This window comes from Ramlibacter sp. (assembly GCF_041916345.1).
Lineage (GTDB): Bacteria > Pseudomonadota > Gammaproteobacteria > Burkholderiales > Burkholderiaceae_C > Ramlibacter.
Genome location: NZ_JAYRZR010000045.1, coordinates 1 through 17,863, shown reverse-complemented (window position 1 = coordinate 17,863; position 17,863 = coordinate 1). Strand labels below are relative to the sequence as shown.

The window sequence follows — 17,863 nt, the reverse complement described above, 5'->3', positions numbered from 1 at the left end:
CATCAATTCTCCCTGTGCACCACCATCTCGGCCAGCGCGGCCAGCGCCCGGGTGTCGGGCAGTCCGCTGGCCGCGAGCGCGGCATGCGCCTGGGCCAGCAGTTCCTCGGCATGCGAGCGGGCGCGATCCAGGCCGAGCAGCGACACGTAGGTCGGCTTGTCCTGCGCGGCGTCCTTGCCGGCCGTCTTGCCCAGCGTGGCGGAATCGGCCGTCACGTCGAGGATGTCATCCACCACCTGGAAGGCGAGGCCCAGGGCCCAGCCGTAGGTATCCAGCGCGGCCAGCGCCGCCGGGCTGGTGTCGCCGCAGGCCGCGCCCATCATCACGCTGGCCTGCAGCAGGGCGCCGGTCTTGAGCCGGTGCATGTGCCGCAGCTCGGCCTCGGTCAGTTGCCGGCCCACGGCCGCGAGGTCGATCGCCTGGCCGCCGGCCATGCCCGCATGGCCCGCTGCGCGCGCGAGCAGGCGGCACAGGCGCGCCTGCACGGCAGCCGGAACCGCGGCCTCGTCGTCGGGGGTGAGAAATTCAAAGGCCAGGGCCTGCAGGGCATCCCCGGCGAGCAGCGCGCCGGCCTCGCCGTAGGCCACGTGCACGGTGGGCTTGCCGCGGCGCAGCACGTCGTTGTCCATGCAGGGCATGTCGTCATGCACCAGCGAGTAGGCGTGGATCAGCTCCACCGCGCAGGCGGCACGCACGGAAGCCTCGCAGTGGCCCTGCACCGCCTCGCAGGCGGCCAGCACCAGCAGCGGCCGCAGCCGCTTGCCGCCGTCGAGCACGGCGTAGCGCATGGCCGCGCCCAGGCCGGCCGGCGCATCGGCCGGCACCCAGGCCGACAAGGCCTCTTCCACACGGGCCAGGCGCTCGGCGGACCAGCTCTTGAGGGGAAAGCTCACGTCTCGTCCGCCCACGGCTTCAGCACGCCGGCATCCAGCACCTTGATCTGCTCTTCCACGGCCTGCAGCCGGTCGCGGCAGAACTTCAGCAGCTCGGCGCCGCGCTCGTAGCCGGCCAGCAACTGCTCCAGCGGCAGCTGGCCGGACTCGATCTGCGAAGTGAGCTGTTCCAGCTCTTCCATGGCCGCTTCGTAGCTGGCGGGGGGTTTGGCGGCGGTCTTGGGCATGCGTTTGACAAGGGTCAAGGCGGAATTCTAGGCGCCCCCGCATGCACCGCGGTCCCGGGGGGTAGAATCCGCTCCCCATTCGTCGCGCCTCGGCGCCACGCCCTGCCCCTTCATAGGGGGAGTCTCTAGGTCAGGTGAAATGTCTGATTTAAGTCTTCAGCTCCAGCAGGCCGCAAGCCAACTTCCTGTTTCCAGCTACTTCGACGAGGCGCTTCTTTCGCGCGAGGTGGAGCTCATCTTCCAGTCCGGTCCGCGCTACCTCGGGCACGCGCTGGCCGTGCCGGAGGTGGGCGACTACTATGCGCTGCCGCATGAGAACGAAGGCCGCGCCCTGCTGCGCACGCCGCAGGGCGTGGAGCTCGTCTCCAACGTCTGCCGGCACCGCCAGGCCGTCATGCTCAAGGGCCGCGGCAACCTGGCCGCGCGCGCCGGTTCGGGCGGGCACATCGTGTGCCCCCTGCACCGCTGGACGTACAGCGGCGGCGCCGCCGGCGCCAAGGCCGGCACGCTGCTGGGCGCGCCGCACTTCCAGACGGACCCCTGCCTGGACCTGAACAACTACCGCATCCAGGAATGGAACGGCCTGCTGTTCGAGTCCAACGGCTACGACGTGTCGCGCGCGCTCAAGGGCATGGGCCCGACCGCCGACCTCGATTTCTCCGGCTACGTGCTCGACCACGTGGAACTGCACGAGGTCAACTACAACTGGAAGACCTTCATCGAGGTCTACCTGGAGGACTACCACGTGGGCCCGTTCCACCCGGGGCTGGGCAACTTCGTCACCTGCGAAGACCTGCGCTGGGAGTTCGGCCGCGACTACTCGGTCCAGACGGTCGGCGTGGCCAAGGCGCTGGGCAAGCCCGGCTCCGAGGTCTACAAGCGCTGGCACGACGCCGTGCTGCGCTACCAGGGTGGCCAGCCGCCGCGCCACGGCGCGATCTGGCTCACGCTGTACCCGAACGTCATGGTCGAGTGGTACCCGAACGTGCTGGTGGTCTCCACGCTGTTCCCGCGCGGGCCGCAAAAGACGCTGAACATGGTGGAGTTCTTCTACCCCGAGGAGATCGCCGCCTTCGAGCGCGACTATGTGGAGGCCGAGCGCGCCGCCTACATGGAGACCTGCATCGAGGACGACGAGATCGCCGAGCGCATGGACGCCGGCCGCCGCGCGCTGATGGAACGCGGCGACAACGAGGTCGGCCCCTACCAGAGCCCGATGGAAGACGGCATGCAGCACTTCCACGAGTGGTACCGCGGCGTCATGGGCGCCCACGTGCCCAGTCGCTGAGCATCGGCGGGGCGCCCGGTCCGTGCCCGCGTTTCCCGATGGCCGGCTCAGTGGCACCGTGGTGCCGCTGGACCGCGCCAACGTCGACACCGACGCCATCTTCCCCAAGCAGTACGGCCGCTCCACGGCGCGCGCCGGCTATGGCGCGGTGCTGTTCGACAGCTGGCGCTACCTGGACCCGGGCGACCTGGATTCGGATCACGCGCGGCGCCGGCCGGACCCGGGCTTCGTGCTCAACGACCCGCGCTACCGCGGCGCGCGCGTGCTGCTGGCAGGCCCCAACTTCGGCTGCGGCTCCAGCCGTGAGCACGCGGTGTGGGCGCTGCGCGACTGGGGCTTCCGCGCCGTCGTCGCGCCCGGCTTCGGCGACATCTTCCGGCAGAATGGCGCGCTCAACGGCGTGGCGCCGATCGAGCTGCCCGCGGCGGCCGTGCGCACGCTGTTCACCCTCTCCCAGGCCCAGGTCTTGACCGCTTCCATCGATCTCCACGCCGGCACGCTGCAGGCCGGCGGACACTGCTTTGCCTTCACGCTCGGCCCGCGCGAGCGGCTGCTGCTCTCCGAAGACACCGACTGGATCGGCGCCACGCTCGCCCAGCGCGAGCGCATCGCCGCCTTCGAGGCGCGCCGCCTCGCCGCACAGCCGTGGCTCGCGCGGCCCTGGCCGGCAACGGAGTAGCCCATGCAGGCCTTGTGGATGCTGGTCGCGTCGCTCGCCTTCGCGACCATGGCGGTGTGCATCAAGTACGCGTCGGCGTGGTTCAACTCGGCGGAGCTCGTGTTCTACCGGGGCCTCATCGGCATGCTGCTGATGTGGCTGTGGGCGCGTTCGCGGCGCGAGCCGCTGGCCACCCGGTACCCGGGCATGCACGCGTGGCGCAGCGTCGTCGGCGTGATCGCGCTGGGCGCCTGGTTCTACGCCATCGCCGGCCTGCCGCTGGCGACCGCCATGACCCTGAACTACATGAGCAGCGTGTGGATCGCGGCCTTCCTGGTGGGCGGCACGCTCATTGCCTGGAACCCGCGCGCCGGCGCCCCGCTGCCGGCGCGGCAGGGCGCGCTGGCACTCACGGTGCTGGCCGGCTTCGCGGGCGTGGTGATGATGCTGCGGCCCACGCTGGACCAAAACCAGATGTTCGCCGGCGTGGTGGGTCTCATGTCCGGCATGATGGCCGCCTTCGCCTACCTGCAGGTGATGGCGCTGGGCAAGCTGGGCGAGCCGGAGTCGCGCACCGTCTTCTACTTCGCGGTCGGCTCCGCGGTGGCCGGCGGGCTGGGCATGCTGGTGGCCGGCGTGTCCCCCTGGGACTGGGGCCATGCGCTGTGGCTGCTGCCGGTGGGCCTGCTGGCCTCGCTCGGCCAGTTGTGCATGACGCGCGCCTACAGCCACGGCGCCACGCTGGTGGTGGCAAGCCTGCAGTACTCCGGCATCGTCTTCGGCGCGCTCTACAGCCTGCTGCTGTTCGGCGACGACATCCCGCTGATCGGCTGGATCGGCATGGCGGTGATCGTGGTCAGCGGCATCGCCGCCACCGTGCTGCGCGCCCGCGCGGCGCCTGACGCACCGGGCGAGGAGCACTGAGCACCGCTCACAGGTGCACGCGCGTGCCCAGCTCGATCACCGCGTTGCTGGGAATGCCGAAGTAGTCCACCGCGCGGCCCGCATTGCGCGACAGCGCCTCGAACAGGTTCTGCCGCCAGCGGGCCATGCCGGCCGCCGGCCGCGGCACCACCGTCTCGCGGCTGAGGAAGTACGAGGTGGCGAACGGGTCGATCACCAGGCCCTGTGCCGCGCAGCCGGCCAGTGCCGCCGGCACGTCGGGCTTGTCCATGAAGCCAAAGCGCAGGCGCACCTGCCAGAAGCCATGCCCCAGCGGCTGTGCCATGGCGCGCTGGTCTGCCGGCACGAAGGGCTGCTCCTCGAAGCACACGGTCAGCACCACGTTGCGCTCGTGCAGCACCAGGTTGTGCTTCATGTTGTGCAGCAGCGCGTGCGGCACCAAGTCCTCCTGCGCGGAGAGGAACACCGCCGTGCGGGCCACGCGCGGGACGCCGGCGCCACCGTCACCCAGGCCCTGCACGAAGGCCGCGAGCGGCAGCAGCTCCGCGCGCAGGGAGTGGCCCAGCAACTCGCGGCCACGGTGCCAGGCCATCATGCCAACCATCAGCACCGCGCCCAGCGCCACCGGGAACCAGCCGCCATCCACGAACTTCGCCGCGCACGAGACGAGCAGCAGCGCGTCGAGCAGCAGAAAGAACACGGTGGCGGGGACGGCCACCCAGAGCGGATAGGCCCACACGCGCCGCACCACGAAGTAGGTGAGCGCGGTGGTGATGAGCATGGTGCCGGTGACCGCGATGCCATAAGCCGATGCCATGGCCGACGAGGAGCCGAAGCCGATGCAGGCGAGCACCACGCCGACCAGCAGCAGGCTGTTGACGGCCGGCATGTAGATCTGCCCGCGCTCGCGCGACGAGGTGTGGACGATGCGCATGCGCGGCAGCAGGCCGAGCTGGATCGCCTGCTGCGTGAGCGAATAGGCACCCGAGATGACGGCCTGCGAGGCGATGATGGTCGCGGCGGTGGCGATCACCACCGCCGGCACCAGCAGCGCCGGCGGGAAGCTCAGGTAGAACGGATTGCCCACCGCCTGCGGCTCGCGCAGCAGCAGCGCGCCCTGCCCGGCGTAGTTGATCGCCAGCGCCGGCAGCACCAGCCCCAGCCAGGCGATGCGGATCGGCCGCCGGCCGAAGTGGCCCATGTCCGCGTACAGCGCCTCCGCGCCCGTGACGGCCAGAACCACCGCGCCCACCGCCAGGAACAGGCCCCAGCCCCGGCTGGCCAGGAAGTGCGCCGCGTGCCGCGGGTCGACCGCCTGCAGGATCTGCGGCGCCTGCGCGATCTGCCACAGGCCCACCGCCGCCAGCGTGAGGAACCACAGCACGATCACCGGTCCGAAGAAGCGGCCCACCAGGGCCGTGCCGTGGCGCTGCACGAGGAACAGGCCCACCAGGATGCCCGTGGCCACGGGCAGCACCCAGGGCTTGAGCGCCGGCGTGACCACCTCGATGCCCTCCACCGCGCTCATGACCGAGATCGCCGGCGTGAGCACGCTGTCACCGTAGAAGAGGCAGGCGCCGAAGGCCCCCGCCAGCAGCAGCACGCGCCGCAACCGCGGCTGGCCGGCCACGCTGCGCGAGGCCAGGGCCAGCAGCGCCATCGTGCCGCCCTCGCCGTGGTTGTCCGCGCGCAGGATCAGCACCACGTACTTCAGCGTCACCACCAGCATCAGCGCCCAGAACACCACCGACACGGCGCCCACGATCATGTCGGGCTGCAAGGGCACGCCGGTGGCAGGCGCGAAGATCTCCTTGATGGTGTAGAGCGGGCTGGTGCCGATGTCGCCATACACCACGCCCAGCGCGGCCAGCACCAGGGCGGCCGTGCCCTGCTTCGCCTGGCCATCGGGGGCCGGTGCGGCCGGTGCGGCCGGGTGTTCGGTGTGGGCGGGTGGCGCGGTTCGCAAGGGGTCGGTTGTCATGCCCCCGTTTGTGCGCCGGCGCGCCTCAAAATCGCATCAATGCCGTTGCACGAGGGCTACTCCCCAGCCAACCGGTAGCCAACCCCCAGCTCCGTGAGCAGGTAGCGCGGCTCCGCGGGGTCCTGCTCCAGCTTCGCGCGCAGGTGGCCCATGTACACGCGCAGGTAGTGCAGCTGGTCCACCTGGTCGGCGCCCCACACGTCGGCCAGCAACTGGCGGTGCGTGAGCACCCGGCCCGGTTCGCGGGCCAGGCGCGCGAACAGGCGGAACTCGATCGGCGTGAGGTGCACCGTCTCGCCACGCAGCGTAAGCCGGCGCGCGTCGAGGTCGAACACCAGCTCACCCACCGCGACGCGCTGCGCTGGGGCGGGTGCTGCCGCGGCCCGGCGCAGCATCGCCCGTGTGCGCGCCAGCAGCTCCCCCACGCCGAAGGGCTTGGTGAGGTAGTCATCGGCGCCGGCGTCCAGCGCCGCGATCTTCTGCGCCTCCTGCGTGCGGGCCGACAGCACGAGGATCGGCATGGACCAGCGCGGACGCCAGCGCGCGATGAGGGCCACGCCATCGGCATCCGGCAGGCCCAGATCGAGGATCAGCAGGCGCGGCTGCGCGCGCGCGAGCTCGGCCTGCGCCTGGGCGCCCGTGCATGCCACGCGCGGCGACAGGCCCTCGGCCGCGAGGCTGGCGGCGACGAACTGCGCGATGGCGGATTCGTCCTCCACCACCAGCACGTCGGCCCGGGTCGCGCTCACTGGACGACCCTCCGTCCTGCGGACTGCGGGATTCGCCTTGGGGCGGCCCGGCGGCTCATGCAACGGCCTCCTGCCGGGCCAGCGGCAGATCGACTCGCAGTTCGGCCCCCGGCTCGCATCGCCGTGCGGCGATGCGGCCGCCATGCAGCCGCGCGATCAGCTCGCACAGGGCCAGGCCGGCCGTGCCCTCGCCGGTGCCGCCCGCGAAGCGGTGGAACAGCGCCTGCGGGTCGCCGGGCGGCAAGCCTGCGCCGTGGTCACGCACCGCCACGAAGACGCCGTCGCGGGCACGCCCGGCTCGCACCACCACATGCGGCTCGACATGGCCGTGGCGCACCGCGTTGTCCACCAGGTTGGCCACCAGCTGCGCCAGCAGCGAAGCCTCGGCACGCACCGGCGGCAGATCCGGCGGCACGCGCAGCTCGATGCGCGCCTGGGGCCAGCGGCGGCGCATGCGCGTGACCGCAGCGCCCAGCACCTCCGACATCGATTCCCACTGCAGCGCGAGCTGCGCCTGCGGCTGCGCGAGCCGGGCCATCTGCAGGATGTTGTCGGCCAGCAGGTTCATGTCGCGCGCCTCGTTCTCCAGGTTCTCCAGCAGCCGCTCCCGCTGGCGCGGCGGCATCGCGTCGGCCTGGCTGCGCAGCGCGCTCGCGGTGCCGAGGATGGCCGCCAGGGGCGTGCGCAGGTCGTGCGACAGCGACGCCAGCAGCGTGTTGCGCGCCGCCTCGGCCTGCGCCGCCTCCTGCGCGGCGCGCGCGGTCGCTGCGGCCGTCTCGCGGTCCAGCGCCAGACCGATCTGCTGCGCCACGGCCTGCCAGTGGCGCAGGGTGTCCGGGTCCGGCGACGGGCCGGCCGGCAACAGCACCTGGACCGCGGCACGCGCGTCCGCCACGGCGCACGGCGCGCACCACAGGGGCAGATCGGGCCAGTCGTCGCAGCCGCGGCCGAGCGCGCGGCCATGGGTCCAGGCCCAGTCCACCGCCGAGGCCTGGAAGGCACCCGGCTCGGCGCCCGCCGACACGCATCGCGCCGCAGCGCCCGGTGCATCCCGCAGGAACAGGGCCGCCGGCCCGCCCAACTGCGCCTGCAGCCAGCCTGCCGCCCGCTCGGCCTGGGCCTGGGCGCCCTGGCAGGCGGCCAGTTCGGCCGTGAGCTGTTGCAGTTGCGCGCTGCGCGCCTCGCCCAGGCGGGCCCGCACCGTGCGCTGGCGCAGGCGCGCGATGAGCCCGTTGAGCGCCAGCGACAGGGCCAGCAGCACCGCCAGCGTCCACGCGTACTCGGGCCCGTCCACGGCCAGGCTGTAGCGTGGCGGCACGAAGAAGAAGTTGAGCGCGGTGACGCAGGCCAGCGCGGCCAGCAGGCCGGGGCCCCTGTCGAGCGTGAGCGCGGTCAGCACTACCGCCACCAGATACACCATGGCGAGGCCCGCCACGGACATGCGGCCATCCAGCGCGTGGCAGGCCAGCGTGGCCAGGGCCGGCGCGGCCCCGGCGGCCAGCCATTGCCAGCGGCGGGCAACGGGCGTCATGGGCGGGATCGTAGCGCCGGCCGACCACCCCGGCGCGGATCGGGTTGCCCCAGCGGTGGCCGCAGTGCCGGCGCGGCTTGCGCTACCCTTGCCGCATGCACACCCACCTGATCACCGTGGCCGAACTGCAGGCCCTGCGCGCCGCCGGGGCGCGGCTCATGGTCTTCGACTGCAGCTTCGACCTGATGAACCCGGCCGCCGGCGAGGAGCAGTACCGCCAGGCGCACATCCCGGGCGCGGTCTACGCCCACCTGGACCACCACCTGAGCGACAAGATGGCGCCCGACGCCACCGGCCAGTACCAGCCACACCCCGATGCCGCCTCGGGCGGTCGCCATCCGCTGCCCAGCCGCCAGCGCTTTGCCACCTGGCTGTCTTCCGTCGGCTTCGCCAACGACATGCAGGCCGTGGTGTACGACCGCCAGGGCGTGAACTACTGCGGCCGCCTCTGGTGGATGCTGAAGTGGGCCGGGCACGACGCCGTGGCGGTGCTCGATGGCGGCCTGCAAGCCTGGCAAGCGGCAGGCGGGGAGGTGACGAGCGGCGTCGAAGCCTCGCACTTCCAGTCGAACTTCACGCTGGGCCCGCCGCTGCGTCGGCTCGCGACCACGGCCGACGTCGCCGCGGGCCTGGCGGCCGGCGCGCGGCAGACGGTGATCGACGCCCGCGCCGCGCCGCGCTTCCGTGGCGAGGTGGAGCCGCTGGACCCGGTGGCCGGGCACATCCCCGGCGCGCTGAACCGCCCCTTCGGCCTGAATGTGGGGGCCGATGGCCGCTTCAAGCCAGCCGCGGATCTGCGGGCCGAGTTCGAGGCCCTGCTGGCCGGCCGCGATGCCGCGACCGTGGTGCACCACTGCGGCAGCGGCGTGAGCGCGGTGCCCAACGTGATGGCGATGGAACTGGCGGGCTACCCGCCGGCGGCGCTGTACGCAGGCAGCTGGAGCGAGTGGTGCCGCGACCCGACGCTGCCGGTCGAGAAGGGCTGATGGCCGGCGGGCATGCGGCCCGCCTGCTCAGGGCAGCGCGCGGCGGATGCCTTCCAGCTCGGCGATCACCTCGTCGATGACGCCGAGGAAGTCGTCACGGCTGCGCAGCGGCGGATCGATGATGGCGCGGCCCGCCACTTCGGCCAGGTGCTCGTGGCGGGTTTCGCGGGCCCAGCGCCGCACCTCCCAGTAGGTGACCAGGGCGAGGCGGCCCAGGTCCTCCTTGCGGCGTGCGTGATACAGGCTGCCCAGGATGTCATCCAGGTCATGCTGCGCACGGGCGGGAGCGGCGACGGCGTTCATGTTGCGATGCAGCATGATGCCACTACCTGAACCGAAACTGACAAAGGTCGACGCTTTCTGGGGGGCTCCCCCTAGTTGCAGGACGAGCGGCGGGCCCGTGCGATCATCAGCCGCCCGCGAGCGCCACGGGCGCACGGGAACGGGGGGATCTTGATCGGCTTTGTGGAGAACGCGCGCCGGATCCTGGATCTGGCCTGGCCGGCCCTGGTGGGCCAGCTTTCGGTGGTCGCCTTCGCGACGGTCGACACCTTCCTGGTGGGCCGCCTGGGCGCCGACGACCTGGCCGCGCTGGCCGTGGGCAGCGCCTTCTACATGACGGTGCTCGTCACGCTGGTGGGCGTGGTGCAGGCGCTCGGCCCGATCGCCGGGCAGCTCTATGGCGCCGGCGAGCACACGCAGGCGGGCGCGCAGCTGCAGCAGGCGGTGTGGCTGTCGCTGCTGCTCGCGGCGCTGGGCAGCCTGCTGCTGCTCAACCCGCTGCCCGTGCTGCTGCTGGCCGATGCATCGCCCGCGGTGGCGGGCAAGGTGCGCGCCTACCTGTCCACGATGACGCTGGCCATCGTGCTCACGCTGCTCTTCACCGTGTACCGCACCTTCTGCACCGCCGTCTCACGCACGCAGCCGGTGATGCACCTGCAGCTCACCGGCCTGGCGGCCAAGGTGCCGCTGGCGATGCTGCTGGTGCCGGGCCACGCCGGTCTGGGCCTGCCGGCCCTGGGTGCGTGGGGCTGCGCGCTGAGCACCGTGCTCGCGCAGGCCCTGCAGGTGCTGCTGGCCTGGCGGCAGCTGCGGCGCGACCCGTTCTACCGGTCCTTCGCCCTGCCGCGGGTGGGCATGCACCGACCCCACCTGCCCTCGTTGCGCGCGATGCTCGTGCTGGGCCTGCCGATCGGCGGCTCGCTGCTGATCGGCATCAGCGGCTTCACCGTCATGGCCATCCTGATCGCGCGCATGGGCACCACCGCGGTGGCGGCGCACCAGATCACGGTGAACGTGGTGTCGCTGCTCTTCATGGTGCCGCTGGCGCTGTCACAGGCCAGCAGCACGCTGGTGGCGCAGCACGTGGGCGCGGGTGAGCGCTCGCTGGCCCGCCGCGTGGGCTGGCACGCGCTGGTGCTCGCCCTGCTCCTGGCGGCCACCCTGGGCAGTGGCGTCTACCTGCTGCGCCAGCCGCTGATCGCGTTGTACTCGCGGGATGCCGCCGTGGTGGCCGTGACGATGTCGCTGCTGGCGTGGGTGGTGGGGTTCCACCTCGCGGACGCGGCGCAGGCCATCGCCTCGTTCACGCTGCGCGCGTGGGAGGTGACGACGCCGCCGATGCTGATCTACATCGCGGCGCTGTGGGGCATCGGCCTCGGCGTGGGCACGCTGCTCGGCTTCGACCTCCTGGGCGGCACGCCGGCCGCGCTGCGCGGCGCACCGGGCTACTGGGCCTCGGCCACGGTGGGCGTAGCGGTCGCGGCGGTGGCCCTGTGCGGGCTGCTGGCCTGGACGACGCGGCGGCGCCGCCGGTCGCTGCTGTAGACCCTCACACCTGCAGCGGGTACGGTGGCTCGGTGATGCGCGGCTGCACGCTGCGCTCGACGAAGACCGCATGCCACAGCAGGAAGACCAGCGCGGTCCAGAGCCGACGGCTGTGATCGGCCTCGCCACGACGATGCTCGGCGAGCCACGCCCGAACCTGCGGCAGATGGATCAGATGGCCGGCAGCGCCGGAGGCCGCCACGAGGTCATGCGCCGAGTCGGTCAGGGGCCCTTCGCGCAGCCAGTGGGCCAGCGGCACGGGGAAGCCCAGCTTGGGACGGTCCCGCACGGGCGCGGGCACGATGCGCGCCAGGGCCTGCCGCAGCGCGTACTTGGTGGTGCCATGCGCGATCTTCTGGTCATGCGGCAGCCGCGCGGCCACGGCGAACACCGCCGGGTCGAGAAAGGGCACACGCAGTTCCAGCGCATGGGCCATGGTCATCTTGTCGGCCTTGGCGAGGATGTCACCCGGCAGCCAGGTGCACAGGTCCAGGTGCTGCATGCGCGCCGCCGGGTCCCAGCCGCGCGACTCGGCATAGAAGGGCGCGGTGATGTCCGCGTGCGTCCACGCCGGGTCGTACCCGGGCAGCAGGGCCTGCAACTGCGCCTCGGTGAAGTTGCGCGCGTTGCCGTAGTTCCGCGCCTCCAGCGGCAGGGCGCCGCGCTGCAGCAGACCCTTGCCGCGCAGGCCCTGCGGCAGCCGCTCGGCGAAGCGGCCGATGCCGCGGCGCACGGGCAGGGGCAGCGCGTCGAACGGCCGAAGGGACAGGCCCTCGCCGTAGATCGGGTAGCCGCCGAACAGCTCGTCGGCGCCCTCGCCGGACAGCACCACCTTCACGTGCTGGCGCGCCGCCTGCGCGACGAAGTACAGCGGCACCAGTGACGCATCGGCAATCGGCTCATCGAGGTGCCACACGATCTGCGGCAGGGCCTGCACGAAGGCCTCCGCGCTCACCATGCGCACCACATGCCGTGCCCCGATGGCTCGTGCCGAGGCAGCGGCCAGCTCCACCTCCGAGAAGCCCGGTTGTTCGAAGCCGGCGGTGAAGGTGATGAGACGCGGGTTGTGCCGCATGGCCAGCGCCGCGATGGCCGTGGAATCGATGCCGCCCGAGAGGAAGGCGCCCACCGTCACGTCGGCCACCATGTGGCGTGCCACGGAGTCCTCCAGCGCGGAGGCGACCTCGTCGTAGCGCGCCTGCTCGTCGCCCGGCCGAAACGGCTGCACGTGGAAGCGCGGCGCGAAGTAGCGGCGAACCTCGGACGCATGGCCAGGCCGCAGCAGCGCGGTGCAGCCCGGTGGCAAGCGGCGCACGCCCTGGTGCAGCGTCTCCGGCTCGGGCACGTACTGCAAGGTGGCGTAGTGCTGCAGCGCGCGGGCGTCAAGCGACAAGTCCAGCCCGAGCAGCGGGGCCAGCGCCGTCAGGCTCTTCTCTTCGCTGCCCACCACCGTGCCCCCCGGCCCCGTGGCCATGAAGAGCGGCTTGATGCCGAACGGGTCGCGCGCACACAGCAGCGTGCGGGCCTCGGTGTCCCACAGCGCCAAGGCGAACATGCCGCGCAGGCGGGGCCAGGCGTCCTCGCCCCAAAAGTGGCAGGCGGCCGCCACCACCTCGGCATCGCCCTGCGTGCGGAAGGTGGCGCCATGCGAAGTCGCCAGTTCGGCGCGCAGCTCGCGGTAGTTGTAGACCTCGCCGTTGAAGGCCATCACGTAACGGTCTGGCGACTCAGGCGGCCCCCAGTGCAGCGGCTGATGCGAGCCCGCGATGTCGATGACGGCCAGCCGCTGGAAGGCCAGCACGGCCTGATCGTCGTGCCAGAGGCCGGCGTCGTCCGGGCCGCGATGGCGCATCAGCCGCGCGGCCGCGGTCACGGCATCGACCGCCTGCGCCCCGGCATGCGGAGCCACCAGCGCGATCAGGCCGCACATGGCCGCTGTCCGCGCCTGAGCGGCCTTGGTGGGATGCGTGTACGGTCCTTCTCCAATGCGCCTCCGGCAACGTGGCATCACGACGATGCAACCCTGCGCCCGTGCGCACGGCCAGCGCCGATTGAACCATCATCCCGCGCCGGCCCGACGGCTTGACGGTGCCGACAGCCCTCCCGGATACTCCGGCGCCAGAGCTGATGGATACGCCGACCCTGCCCCCCCGCTCGCGCGCTGCACTGGCCGCGGGCGCCACGGCACGCTGGGGCTCGCGCGTGACGGGCCGCGGTGCCGGCTCCACCATCGGCGGCCGCGTGGCCCTGTCGCTGGACCCTTCCTTGCTGCGCCGCCTAGCCGATGGCCGCCGTGTCGTGGTGGTGACCGGCACCAACGGCAAGACCACCACCACGCGCATGCTGGCCGCAGCACTCGCCACGCTGGGGCCGGTGGCCACCAACAGCGAAGGTGCCAACATGGCCGGCGGCCTGGTGACCGCGCTGGCCGCCGCAGCCGATGCCCCCATCGCCGTGCTGGAGGTGGATGAACTGCACCTGCCCCGCATCGCAGAGGCCCTGCAACCCGCCGTGATCGTGCTGCTGAACGTGTCGCGCGACCAGCTCGATCGCGTGGGCGAGACGCACCAGATCGAGCGCCAGCTGCGCGCCATGCTGGCTCGCCATCCGCACACCCTGGTGGTGGCCAACTGCGACGACGTGCTGGCCGCTTCGGCCGCCTACGACTGCGCCCGCGTGCAATGGGTGGCGGCCGGTGAAGGCTGGGCCGGCGACTCGGTGAGCTGCCCGCGCAGCGGTGAGGTAATCGTGTGCGAGCCCGGCCACTGGCACTCCCGCGGCGCGCCGCTGCAGCGGCCGAAGCCGCACTGGTGGACCGACAACGAAGCCCTGCACGGCCCCGATGGCTGGCGCGCGCCGCTGCGCCCTGCCCTGCCCGGCGAGGTGAACCGCGGCAACGCCGCGCTGGCCATCGCCGCCGCCGTGGCGATGGGGGCCGACCCGGTTGCGGCCACGCAAGCGGTGACGCTGGTGAGCGAAGTGGCCGGCCGCTACCGCAAGGTGCGCCTCGGCGAGCACACGGCGCGCATCCTGCTGGCCAAGAACCCGGCCGGCTGGCAGCAGGCGCTGACCCTGCTGGACCCGGCCGCGGCCGGCTGCGTCATCGCCGTCAACGGCCGTGAGGCCGACGGGCAGGACCTGTCATGGCTATGGGACGTGGACTTCTCGCCGATGGTGACCCGCACCGTGATCGCCTGCGGAGAACGCCGCGCTGACCTGGCGGTGCGACTCACCTACGCGGACCTGCCCCACGCATGCGGCAGCGACGTCATCGCGGCCATCCGCGCCTGCCCCCCGGGGCCGGTGGAGGTGCTGGCCAACTACTCCGCCTTCGTGCAGATCAACCGGCTGCTGCAGCGCGTGCATGGCTGAGCCCGTGCGCATCGGCCTCGTGCTGCCCGAGGTGATGGGTACCTATGGCGACAGCGGCAATGCCGTGGTGCTGCGCCAGCGCCTGCGCCTGCGCGGCCTGCCGGCCGAGATCATCCCCATCACGCTGGCGGAACCGGTGCCCGAGTCACTGGACCTGTACACCCTGGGCGGCGCCGAGGACCGCGCGCAGCGCCTCGCCAGGCGCCACCTGCTGGCGCACCCGGGCCTGCAACGCGCAGCGGCGCGCGGCGCGCCCGTGCTGGCCGTCTGCGCGGCGATGCAGGTGCTGGGGCACTGGTACGAGACCGCGGCAGGCGAGCGGGTGGAGGGGTTGTCGCTGCTCGATCTCACCACCTCACCGCAACCCGAACGAACCATCGGTGAAGTCGTGTCACAGCCCCTGCTGCCCGGCCTGTCGCAGCCCTTGACGGGCTTCGAGAACCACCGCGGCGGCACGGTGCTCGGCCCCGGCGCGCAACCCCTGGCCCGGGTGACACAGGGCGCTGGCAACTTCACAGGCAGCGGGCTCGATGGGGCGGTGCAAGGCAGCGTGGTCGGCACCTACCTGCATGGCCCCTGCCTCGCGCGCAATCCGGAACTGGCGGATTGGCTGCTGGCGCGGGTGGTGGGGCCGCTGCTGCCGCTGGAGATGGCGGAAGTGGAGGTGTTGCGAAGGGAAAGGATAAGGGCGCCGCACAGGGGGTGAGGGCTCGGCCGAGGGCCACTCGCGCCAATCAGCAGGGATTCATGCAAGGCCCTTGTTGCGTCTTACCGTGCTCTCTGGCGCCAATAGTCTGGACGACGCGCATCAGCGCGCACCGCGAAGACGACGATCTCCTCAGCCTGCTCCCGGAAAACGATGGAGAACGGAAAACCCTTCAGCCGGACGCGTCGACAGCCAAGATCTTCCGGCTTTCCCGCTTGAGGTGACCGACGAATCATGTCGAAGGCAACGTCCACCGCCTCTCGAAACTTCCGCCCTGTTCCAGCGCGGACTGTCTCGTAGTACCGAACTTCGTGCAGCAACTCCACACGTGCAGCGGAGTCGAGCCGCAGGCGCTTCACGGCGCGATGTGCCTGGCCTCGGCCATCACATCGTCGACTTCGTGGAGCACGGCCTCTCCCCGCTCATAAGCCGCCACCCTGCGATGGATCTCCAATCGCCAGGCCTCCTCCACCTGCGGGTCCGTCCCGTCCTCCATGGATTCGAGAAGCAGATCCACCAGGCGCGCCCGGTCTTCTGGCGCCAGCGCTCGGCCCTTGCGGGCCAGTTCAACTACAGGGTCGGCCATTGCGAGAACCTCCGTGCTGGCACATTCTACGAAACGGTGCAGCACGCCAGCTGCGACGCCCGCCTAGCGCGGGTGGCGGGACCGATTCCGTCGCTGGATCTGGGCGCCACCGACTCAACCCTCCCCCAGATGCCCGCGCGCGATGGCGGCGGCCTGATCCTCGAAGATCGCCATGGCGGTCAGCAGGCGCATGAAGCCGAGCTTGCGATAGAAGCCCTCCTTGCCCGGCACCGAGTACAGGATGATCTTCTTGTGCCCGCGCGAGGCCTCCACCAGCCGCGAGACCATCTCGCGGCCCAGGCCCGTGCCCTGGTGGCTGGGCATCACCGCCACGTCGCAGATGTACGAGCAGTCCGCGCCATCCGACAGGGCCCGCCCGGCCGCGACCAGCCGGCCGTCGTCGAACGCAAAGAACTTGTACCGGCTGTTGGTGAAGACCGTCTGCAGCAGCTGCGCCGACTTGTTGCCCAGCGGCGCCAGGCGATAGAGGTTCTCCAGCTCGTGCCAGTCGATGGCGTCCTGGCTGGGGGTCCAGGTGAGGGGCATGATGGAATGTGGGTGAAGAGGCTTGTGATCGGTATCCGCGGGCTATGGCTTCGTGGGGCGTGGCGCTGCAGCAGGACACAGCTGCCGAAACCCCGATCTCGCGACGGTATAGACGGTCGACCGCTGCTCGCGTCCCTCCGCAAACGCCGCCGTCGTGACAACGTAGTGTTGCCCGCGATACCGGATCACCTGCACGTAGGTCTCTTCGAGCCGGACCGGATGGGACCGCGACGAAAGCACCAGCGTGACGGACGCCAGGTCCGCCGGCACCACGCTGCCAGCGGTCTGCGGGAGCCAGGTGATCAAGTCAGCCCGTCCGTCCCCATCGAAGTCCGATCGAATCTCGATCCCGTGGTCCGAGTCTGGCGGGCGCGCCACCAGGTAGGGCAGCAGACCACCTGGGGTACGGACGACCTCGCAGACGCCCGAGTGCACCGGCACGGCAAGCGCAAACAGCGCCACGCCGAGCCAGATGGGACCATGGGCGGCCATCTTTCACGCCGCCTTGCGCGACCGGTAGAGAAGGACCGTGAAGGCCTCCAGATCATGGAGGGCCTCATCGCTCACCGAGCGCATGCGTGCCCTGCGCCTGGATCGCAGCTCCTCCTCGGTGATCGAGGGCGACGCGCCGATCGCGTCGCGGACGCGCTGGAGCGTGGCGTTGTCTTCCTTCCAGCCACGCAGGGTCGCCAGACTTTGCAGATAGCGCCTTGCATCGGCACGCGCCGGCGCCGCCAGGCGGTTGTCGGTTGCAGCGGCACGGACGGCGGCCTCAGCCTCTCGCGTCGCTGCGTACCACAGCGCGCGAATGATGGATTGCTGCGCCGTGGCGTCAGTCACCTCCACCAGCAACGCCATCAGCCGGGGCACGTACGAAGCTTCTTGCTGAACAAGCAGTGGGTAGAGGAACGCGTAGTCCTGACCCAGCGTCAGCGCATGCTGGACGATGAACACCGTGTACTTGGGCCGCGTCAGCATCCGCGCCTGCAGGTCGAACGTTTCGACACCCCGCGTGGCCAGGCGATGCAAGGTATAGAAATAGGGTGTGTGCTGGATCTCGGCAAGCGAGCACTTGCGAAGCGCATCCAGACCGAGCTGCTGGTCTTCAGGATCCACCGACTTGGCCAGGAGCAACATGCCCCCGTCGCAGTACAGCAGCTCGCGCCGGCCTTCGGCACGAAGTTCCGCTTGCAGCGCCCGATGGTAGGCCTCCCTGCTCCCGTCGTACCGGCCCCAGAGCTTCGACAGTTCCGGCGCGCGACGCGCCTGCTCCTCGAACGTCATCGTTGAAGGCTCGAAGTCGTAGGTGGCGCGAATGTCTGCGCGGGGGTCGAGGGCCTCCTGTGCAAACGCCAACCCGGCCCACGCGGCAGCAGCCAGCGCGACAAGCAGATGGGCTTGTGGCTTGGCCATCCAGTTCCTGAACATGCTTGACCCTCCCCAAAGGCGGTGAGACGAGCAGCGGGAGCACTCGGCTGCACGCGCACGGCGCCGTCGCGGACAAATATACGACGAATTAGTTCGTCACTGCGATGGGCTGCAGCCCCACCCGCAACGCCGCCCCCATGTCATCCGGCAGGCTGGCCACGCCCTTCACCACGCCCGCCCCG

At 71.3% G+C, this 17,863-nt stretch carries 19 protein-coding genes; 7 read left to right on the top strand and 12 right to left on the bottom strand.

The features are described 5' to 3' along the window. Positions 1-2 precede the first annotated feature (2 nt). Positions 3-893 (bottom strand): polyprenyl synthetase family protein, encoded by an 891-nt coding sequence (locus ACE3T5_RS12895; protein ID WP_374668238.1) that lies wholly within the window; start codon positions 891-893, stop codon positions 3-5. After that, on the bottom strand, positions 890-1,120 hold the full coding sequence (locus ACE3T5_RS12890) for an exodeoxyribonuclease VII small subunit (protein WP_374668259.1): 231 nt from the start codon (positions 1,118-1,120) through the stop codon (positions 890-892). The genes ACE3T5_RS12895 and ACE3T5_RS12890 overlap by 4 nt, the downstream gene beginning before the upstream one ends. Positions 1,121-1,259: 139 nt before the next feature. Between ACE3T5_RS12890 and ACE3T5_RS12885 the strand changes: the two genes are divergently transcribed. The 3 genes from ACE3T5_RS12885 to ACE3T5_RS12875 are packed head-to-tail and all read left to right on the top strand — an operon-like array spanning position 1,260 to position 3,990. After that, complete coding sequence (locus ACE3T5_RS12885; protein WP_374668236.1) at positions 1,260-2,408, top strand: aromatic ring-hydroxylating dioxygenase subunit alpha; 1,149 nt, start codon at positions 1,260-1,262, stop codon at positions 2,406-2,408. 22 nt (positions 2,409-2,430) lie between these two features. Continuing rightward, entirely contained in the window at positions 2,431-3,087 is a 657-nt protein-coding gene (gene leuD, locus ACE3T5_RS12880; protein ID WP_374668234.1) for a 3-isopropylmalate dehydratase small subunit, read from the top strand. Positions 3,088-3,090: 3 nt separating this feature from the next. Continuing rightward, positions 3,091-3,990: a DMT family transporter gene (locus ACE3T5_RS12875; RefSeq protein ID WP_374668232.1), complete on the top strand. Its 900-nt coding sequence runs from the start codon at positions 3,091-3,093 to the stop codon at positions 3,988-3,990. Positions 3,991-3,997: 7 nt separating this feature from the next. Here ACE3T5_RS12875 and ACE3T5_RS12870 read toward each other — a convergent pair whose 3' ends face one another. The 3 genes from ACE3T5_RS12870 to ACE3T5_RS12860 are packed head-to-tail and all read right to left on the bottom strand — an operon-like array spanning position 3,998 to position 8,230. Further along, positions 3,998-5,950, bottom strand: coding sequence for a potassium transporter Kup (locus ACE3T5_RS12870; RefSeq protein WP_374668230.1), 1,953 nt, complete (start codon positions 5,948-5,950; stop codon positions 3,998-4,000). Between the two features lie 56 nt (positions 5,951-6,006). Then, positions 6,007-6,699: a response regulator gene (locus ACE3T5_RS12865; RefSeq protein ID WP_374668228.1), complete on the bottom strand. Its 693-nt coding sequence runs from the start codon at positions 6,697-6,699 to the stop codon at positions 6,007-6,009. Positions 6,700-6,754: 55 nt separating this feature from the next. After that, complete coding sequence (locus ACE3T5_RS12860; RefSeq protein ID WP_374668227.1) at positions 6,755-8,230, bottom strand: DUF4118 domain-containing protein; 1,476 nt, start codon at positions 8,228-8,230, stop codon at positions 6,755-6,757. A 95-nt stretch (positions 8,231-8,325) separates the two neighbouring features. Here ACE3T5_RS12860 and ACE3T5_RS12855 point away from each other — a divergent pair, with 95 nt between their 5' ends. Further along, complete coding sequence (locus tag ACE3T5_RS12855; RefSeq protein ID WP_374668225.1) at positions 8,326-9,216, top strand: sulfurtransferase; 891 nt, start codon at positions 8,326-8,328, stop codon at positions 9,214-9,216. Positions 9,217-9,243: 27 nt separating this feature from the next. On the opposite strand, the gene ACE3T5_RS12850 is transcribed toward ACE3T5_RS12855, so the two are convergent. Continuing rightward, on the bottom strand, positions 9,244-9,534 hold the full coding sequence (locus ACE3T5_RS12850; RefSeq protein WP_374668223.1) for a hypothetical protein: 291 nt from the start codon (positions 9,532-9,534) through the stop codon (positions 9,244-9,246). A 135-nt stretch (positions 9,535-9,669) separates the two neighbouring features. Between ACE3T5_RS12850 and ACE3T5_RS12845 the strand changes: the two genes are divergently transcribed. Continuing rightward, the gene (locus ACE3T5_RS12845) at positions 9,670-11,043 is read left to right on the top strand and encodes an MATE family efflux transporter (protein ID WP_374668221.1); all 1,374 of its coding nucleotides are present in this window, start codon (positions 9,670-9,672) and stop codon (positions 11,041-11,043) included. Positions 11,044-11,047: 4 nt separating this feature from the next. Here the strand turns inward: ACE3T5_RS12845 and asnB are convergent, their stop codons facing one another. Further along, positions 11,048-12,973: an asparagine synthase (glutamine-hydrolyzing) gene (gene asnB / locus ACE3T5_RS12840; RefSeq protein WP_374668219.1), complete on the bottom strand. Its 1,926-nt coding sequence runs from the start codon at positions 12,971-12,973 to the stop codon at positions 11,048-11,050. Between the two features lie 197 nt (positions 12,974-13,170). On the opposite strand from asnB, the gene ACE3T5_RS12835 reads away from it, so the two are divergent. Continuing rightward, complete coding sequence (locus ACE3T5_RS12835; protein ID WP_374668217.1) at positions 13,171-14,415, top strand: DUF1727 domain-containing protein; 1,245 nt, start codon at positions 13,171-13,173, stop codon at positions 14,413-14,415. Further along, positions 14,408-15,121, top strand: coding sequence for a type 1 glutamine amidotransferase (locus ACE3T5_RS12830; RefSeq protein ID WP_374668215.1), 714 nt, complete (start codon positions 14,408-14,410; stop codon positions 15,119-15,121). Before ACE3T5_RS12835 ends, ACE3T5_RS12830 begins: the two co-directional genes overlap by 8 nt. A gap of 62 nt (positions 15,122-15,183) precedes the next feature. Here the strand turns inward: ACE3T5_RS12830 and ACE3T5_RS12825 are convergent, their stop codons facing one another. From ACE3T5_RS12825 to ACE3T5_RS12805, 5 genes are all read right to left on the bottom strand, one after another. Then, positions 15,184-15,480 (bottom strand): type II toxin-antitoxin system RelE/ParE family toxin, encoded by a 297-nt coding sequence (locus ACE3T5_RS12825; protein ID WP_374668213.1) that lies wholly within the window; start codon positions 15,478-15,480, stop codon positions 15,184-15,186. Continuing rightward, on the bottom strand, positions 15,477-15,707 hold the full coding sequence (locus ACE3T5_RS12820; RefSeq protein WP_374668211.1) for an addiction module protein: 231 nt from the start codon (positions 15,705-15,707) through the stop codon (positions 15,477-15,479). Before ACE3T5_RS12820 ends, ACE3T5_RS12825 begins: the two co-directional genes overlap by 4 nt. 114 nt (positions 15,708-15,821) lie before the next feature. Then, complete coding sequence (locus ACE3T5_RS12815) at positions 15,822-16,253, bottom strand: GNAT family N-acetyltransferase (RefSeq protein WP_374668209.1); 432 nt, start codon at positions 16,251-16,253, stop codon at positions 15,822-15,824. 42 nt (positions 16,254-16,295) lie between these two features. Then, complete coding sequence (locus ACE3T5_RS12810) at positions 16,296-16,745, bottom strand: hypothetical protein (RefSeq protein ID WP_374668207.1); 450 nt, start codon at positions 16,743-16,745, stop codon at positions 16,296-16,298. Positions 16,746-16,748: 3 nt separating this feature from the next. Then, positions 16,749-17,681 (bottom strand): hypothetical protein, encoded by a 933-nt coding sequence (locus ACE3T5_RS12805; protein ID WP_374668205.1) that lies wholly within the window; start codon positions 17,679-17,681, stop codon positions 16,749-16,751. Positions 17,682-17,863: the final 182 nt, after the last annotated feature.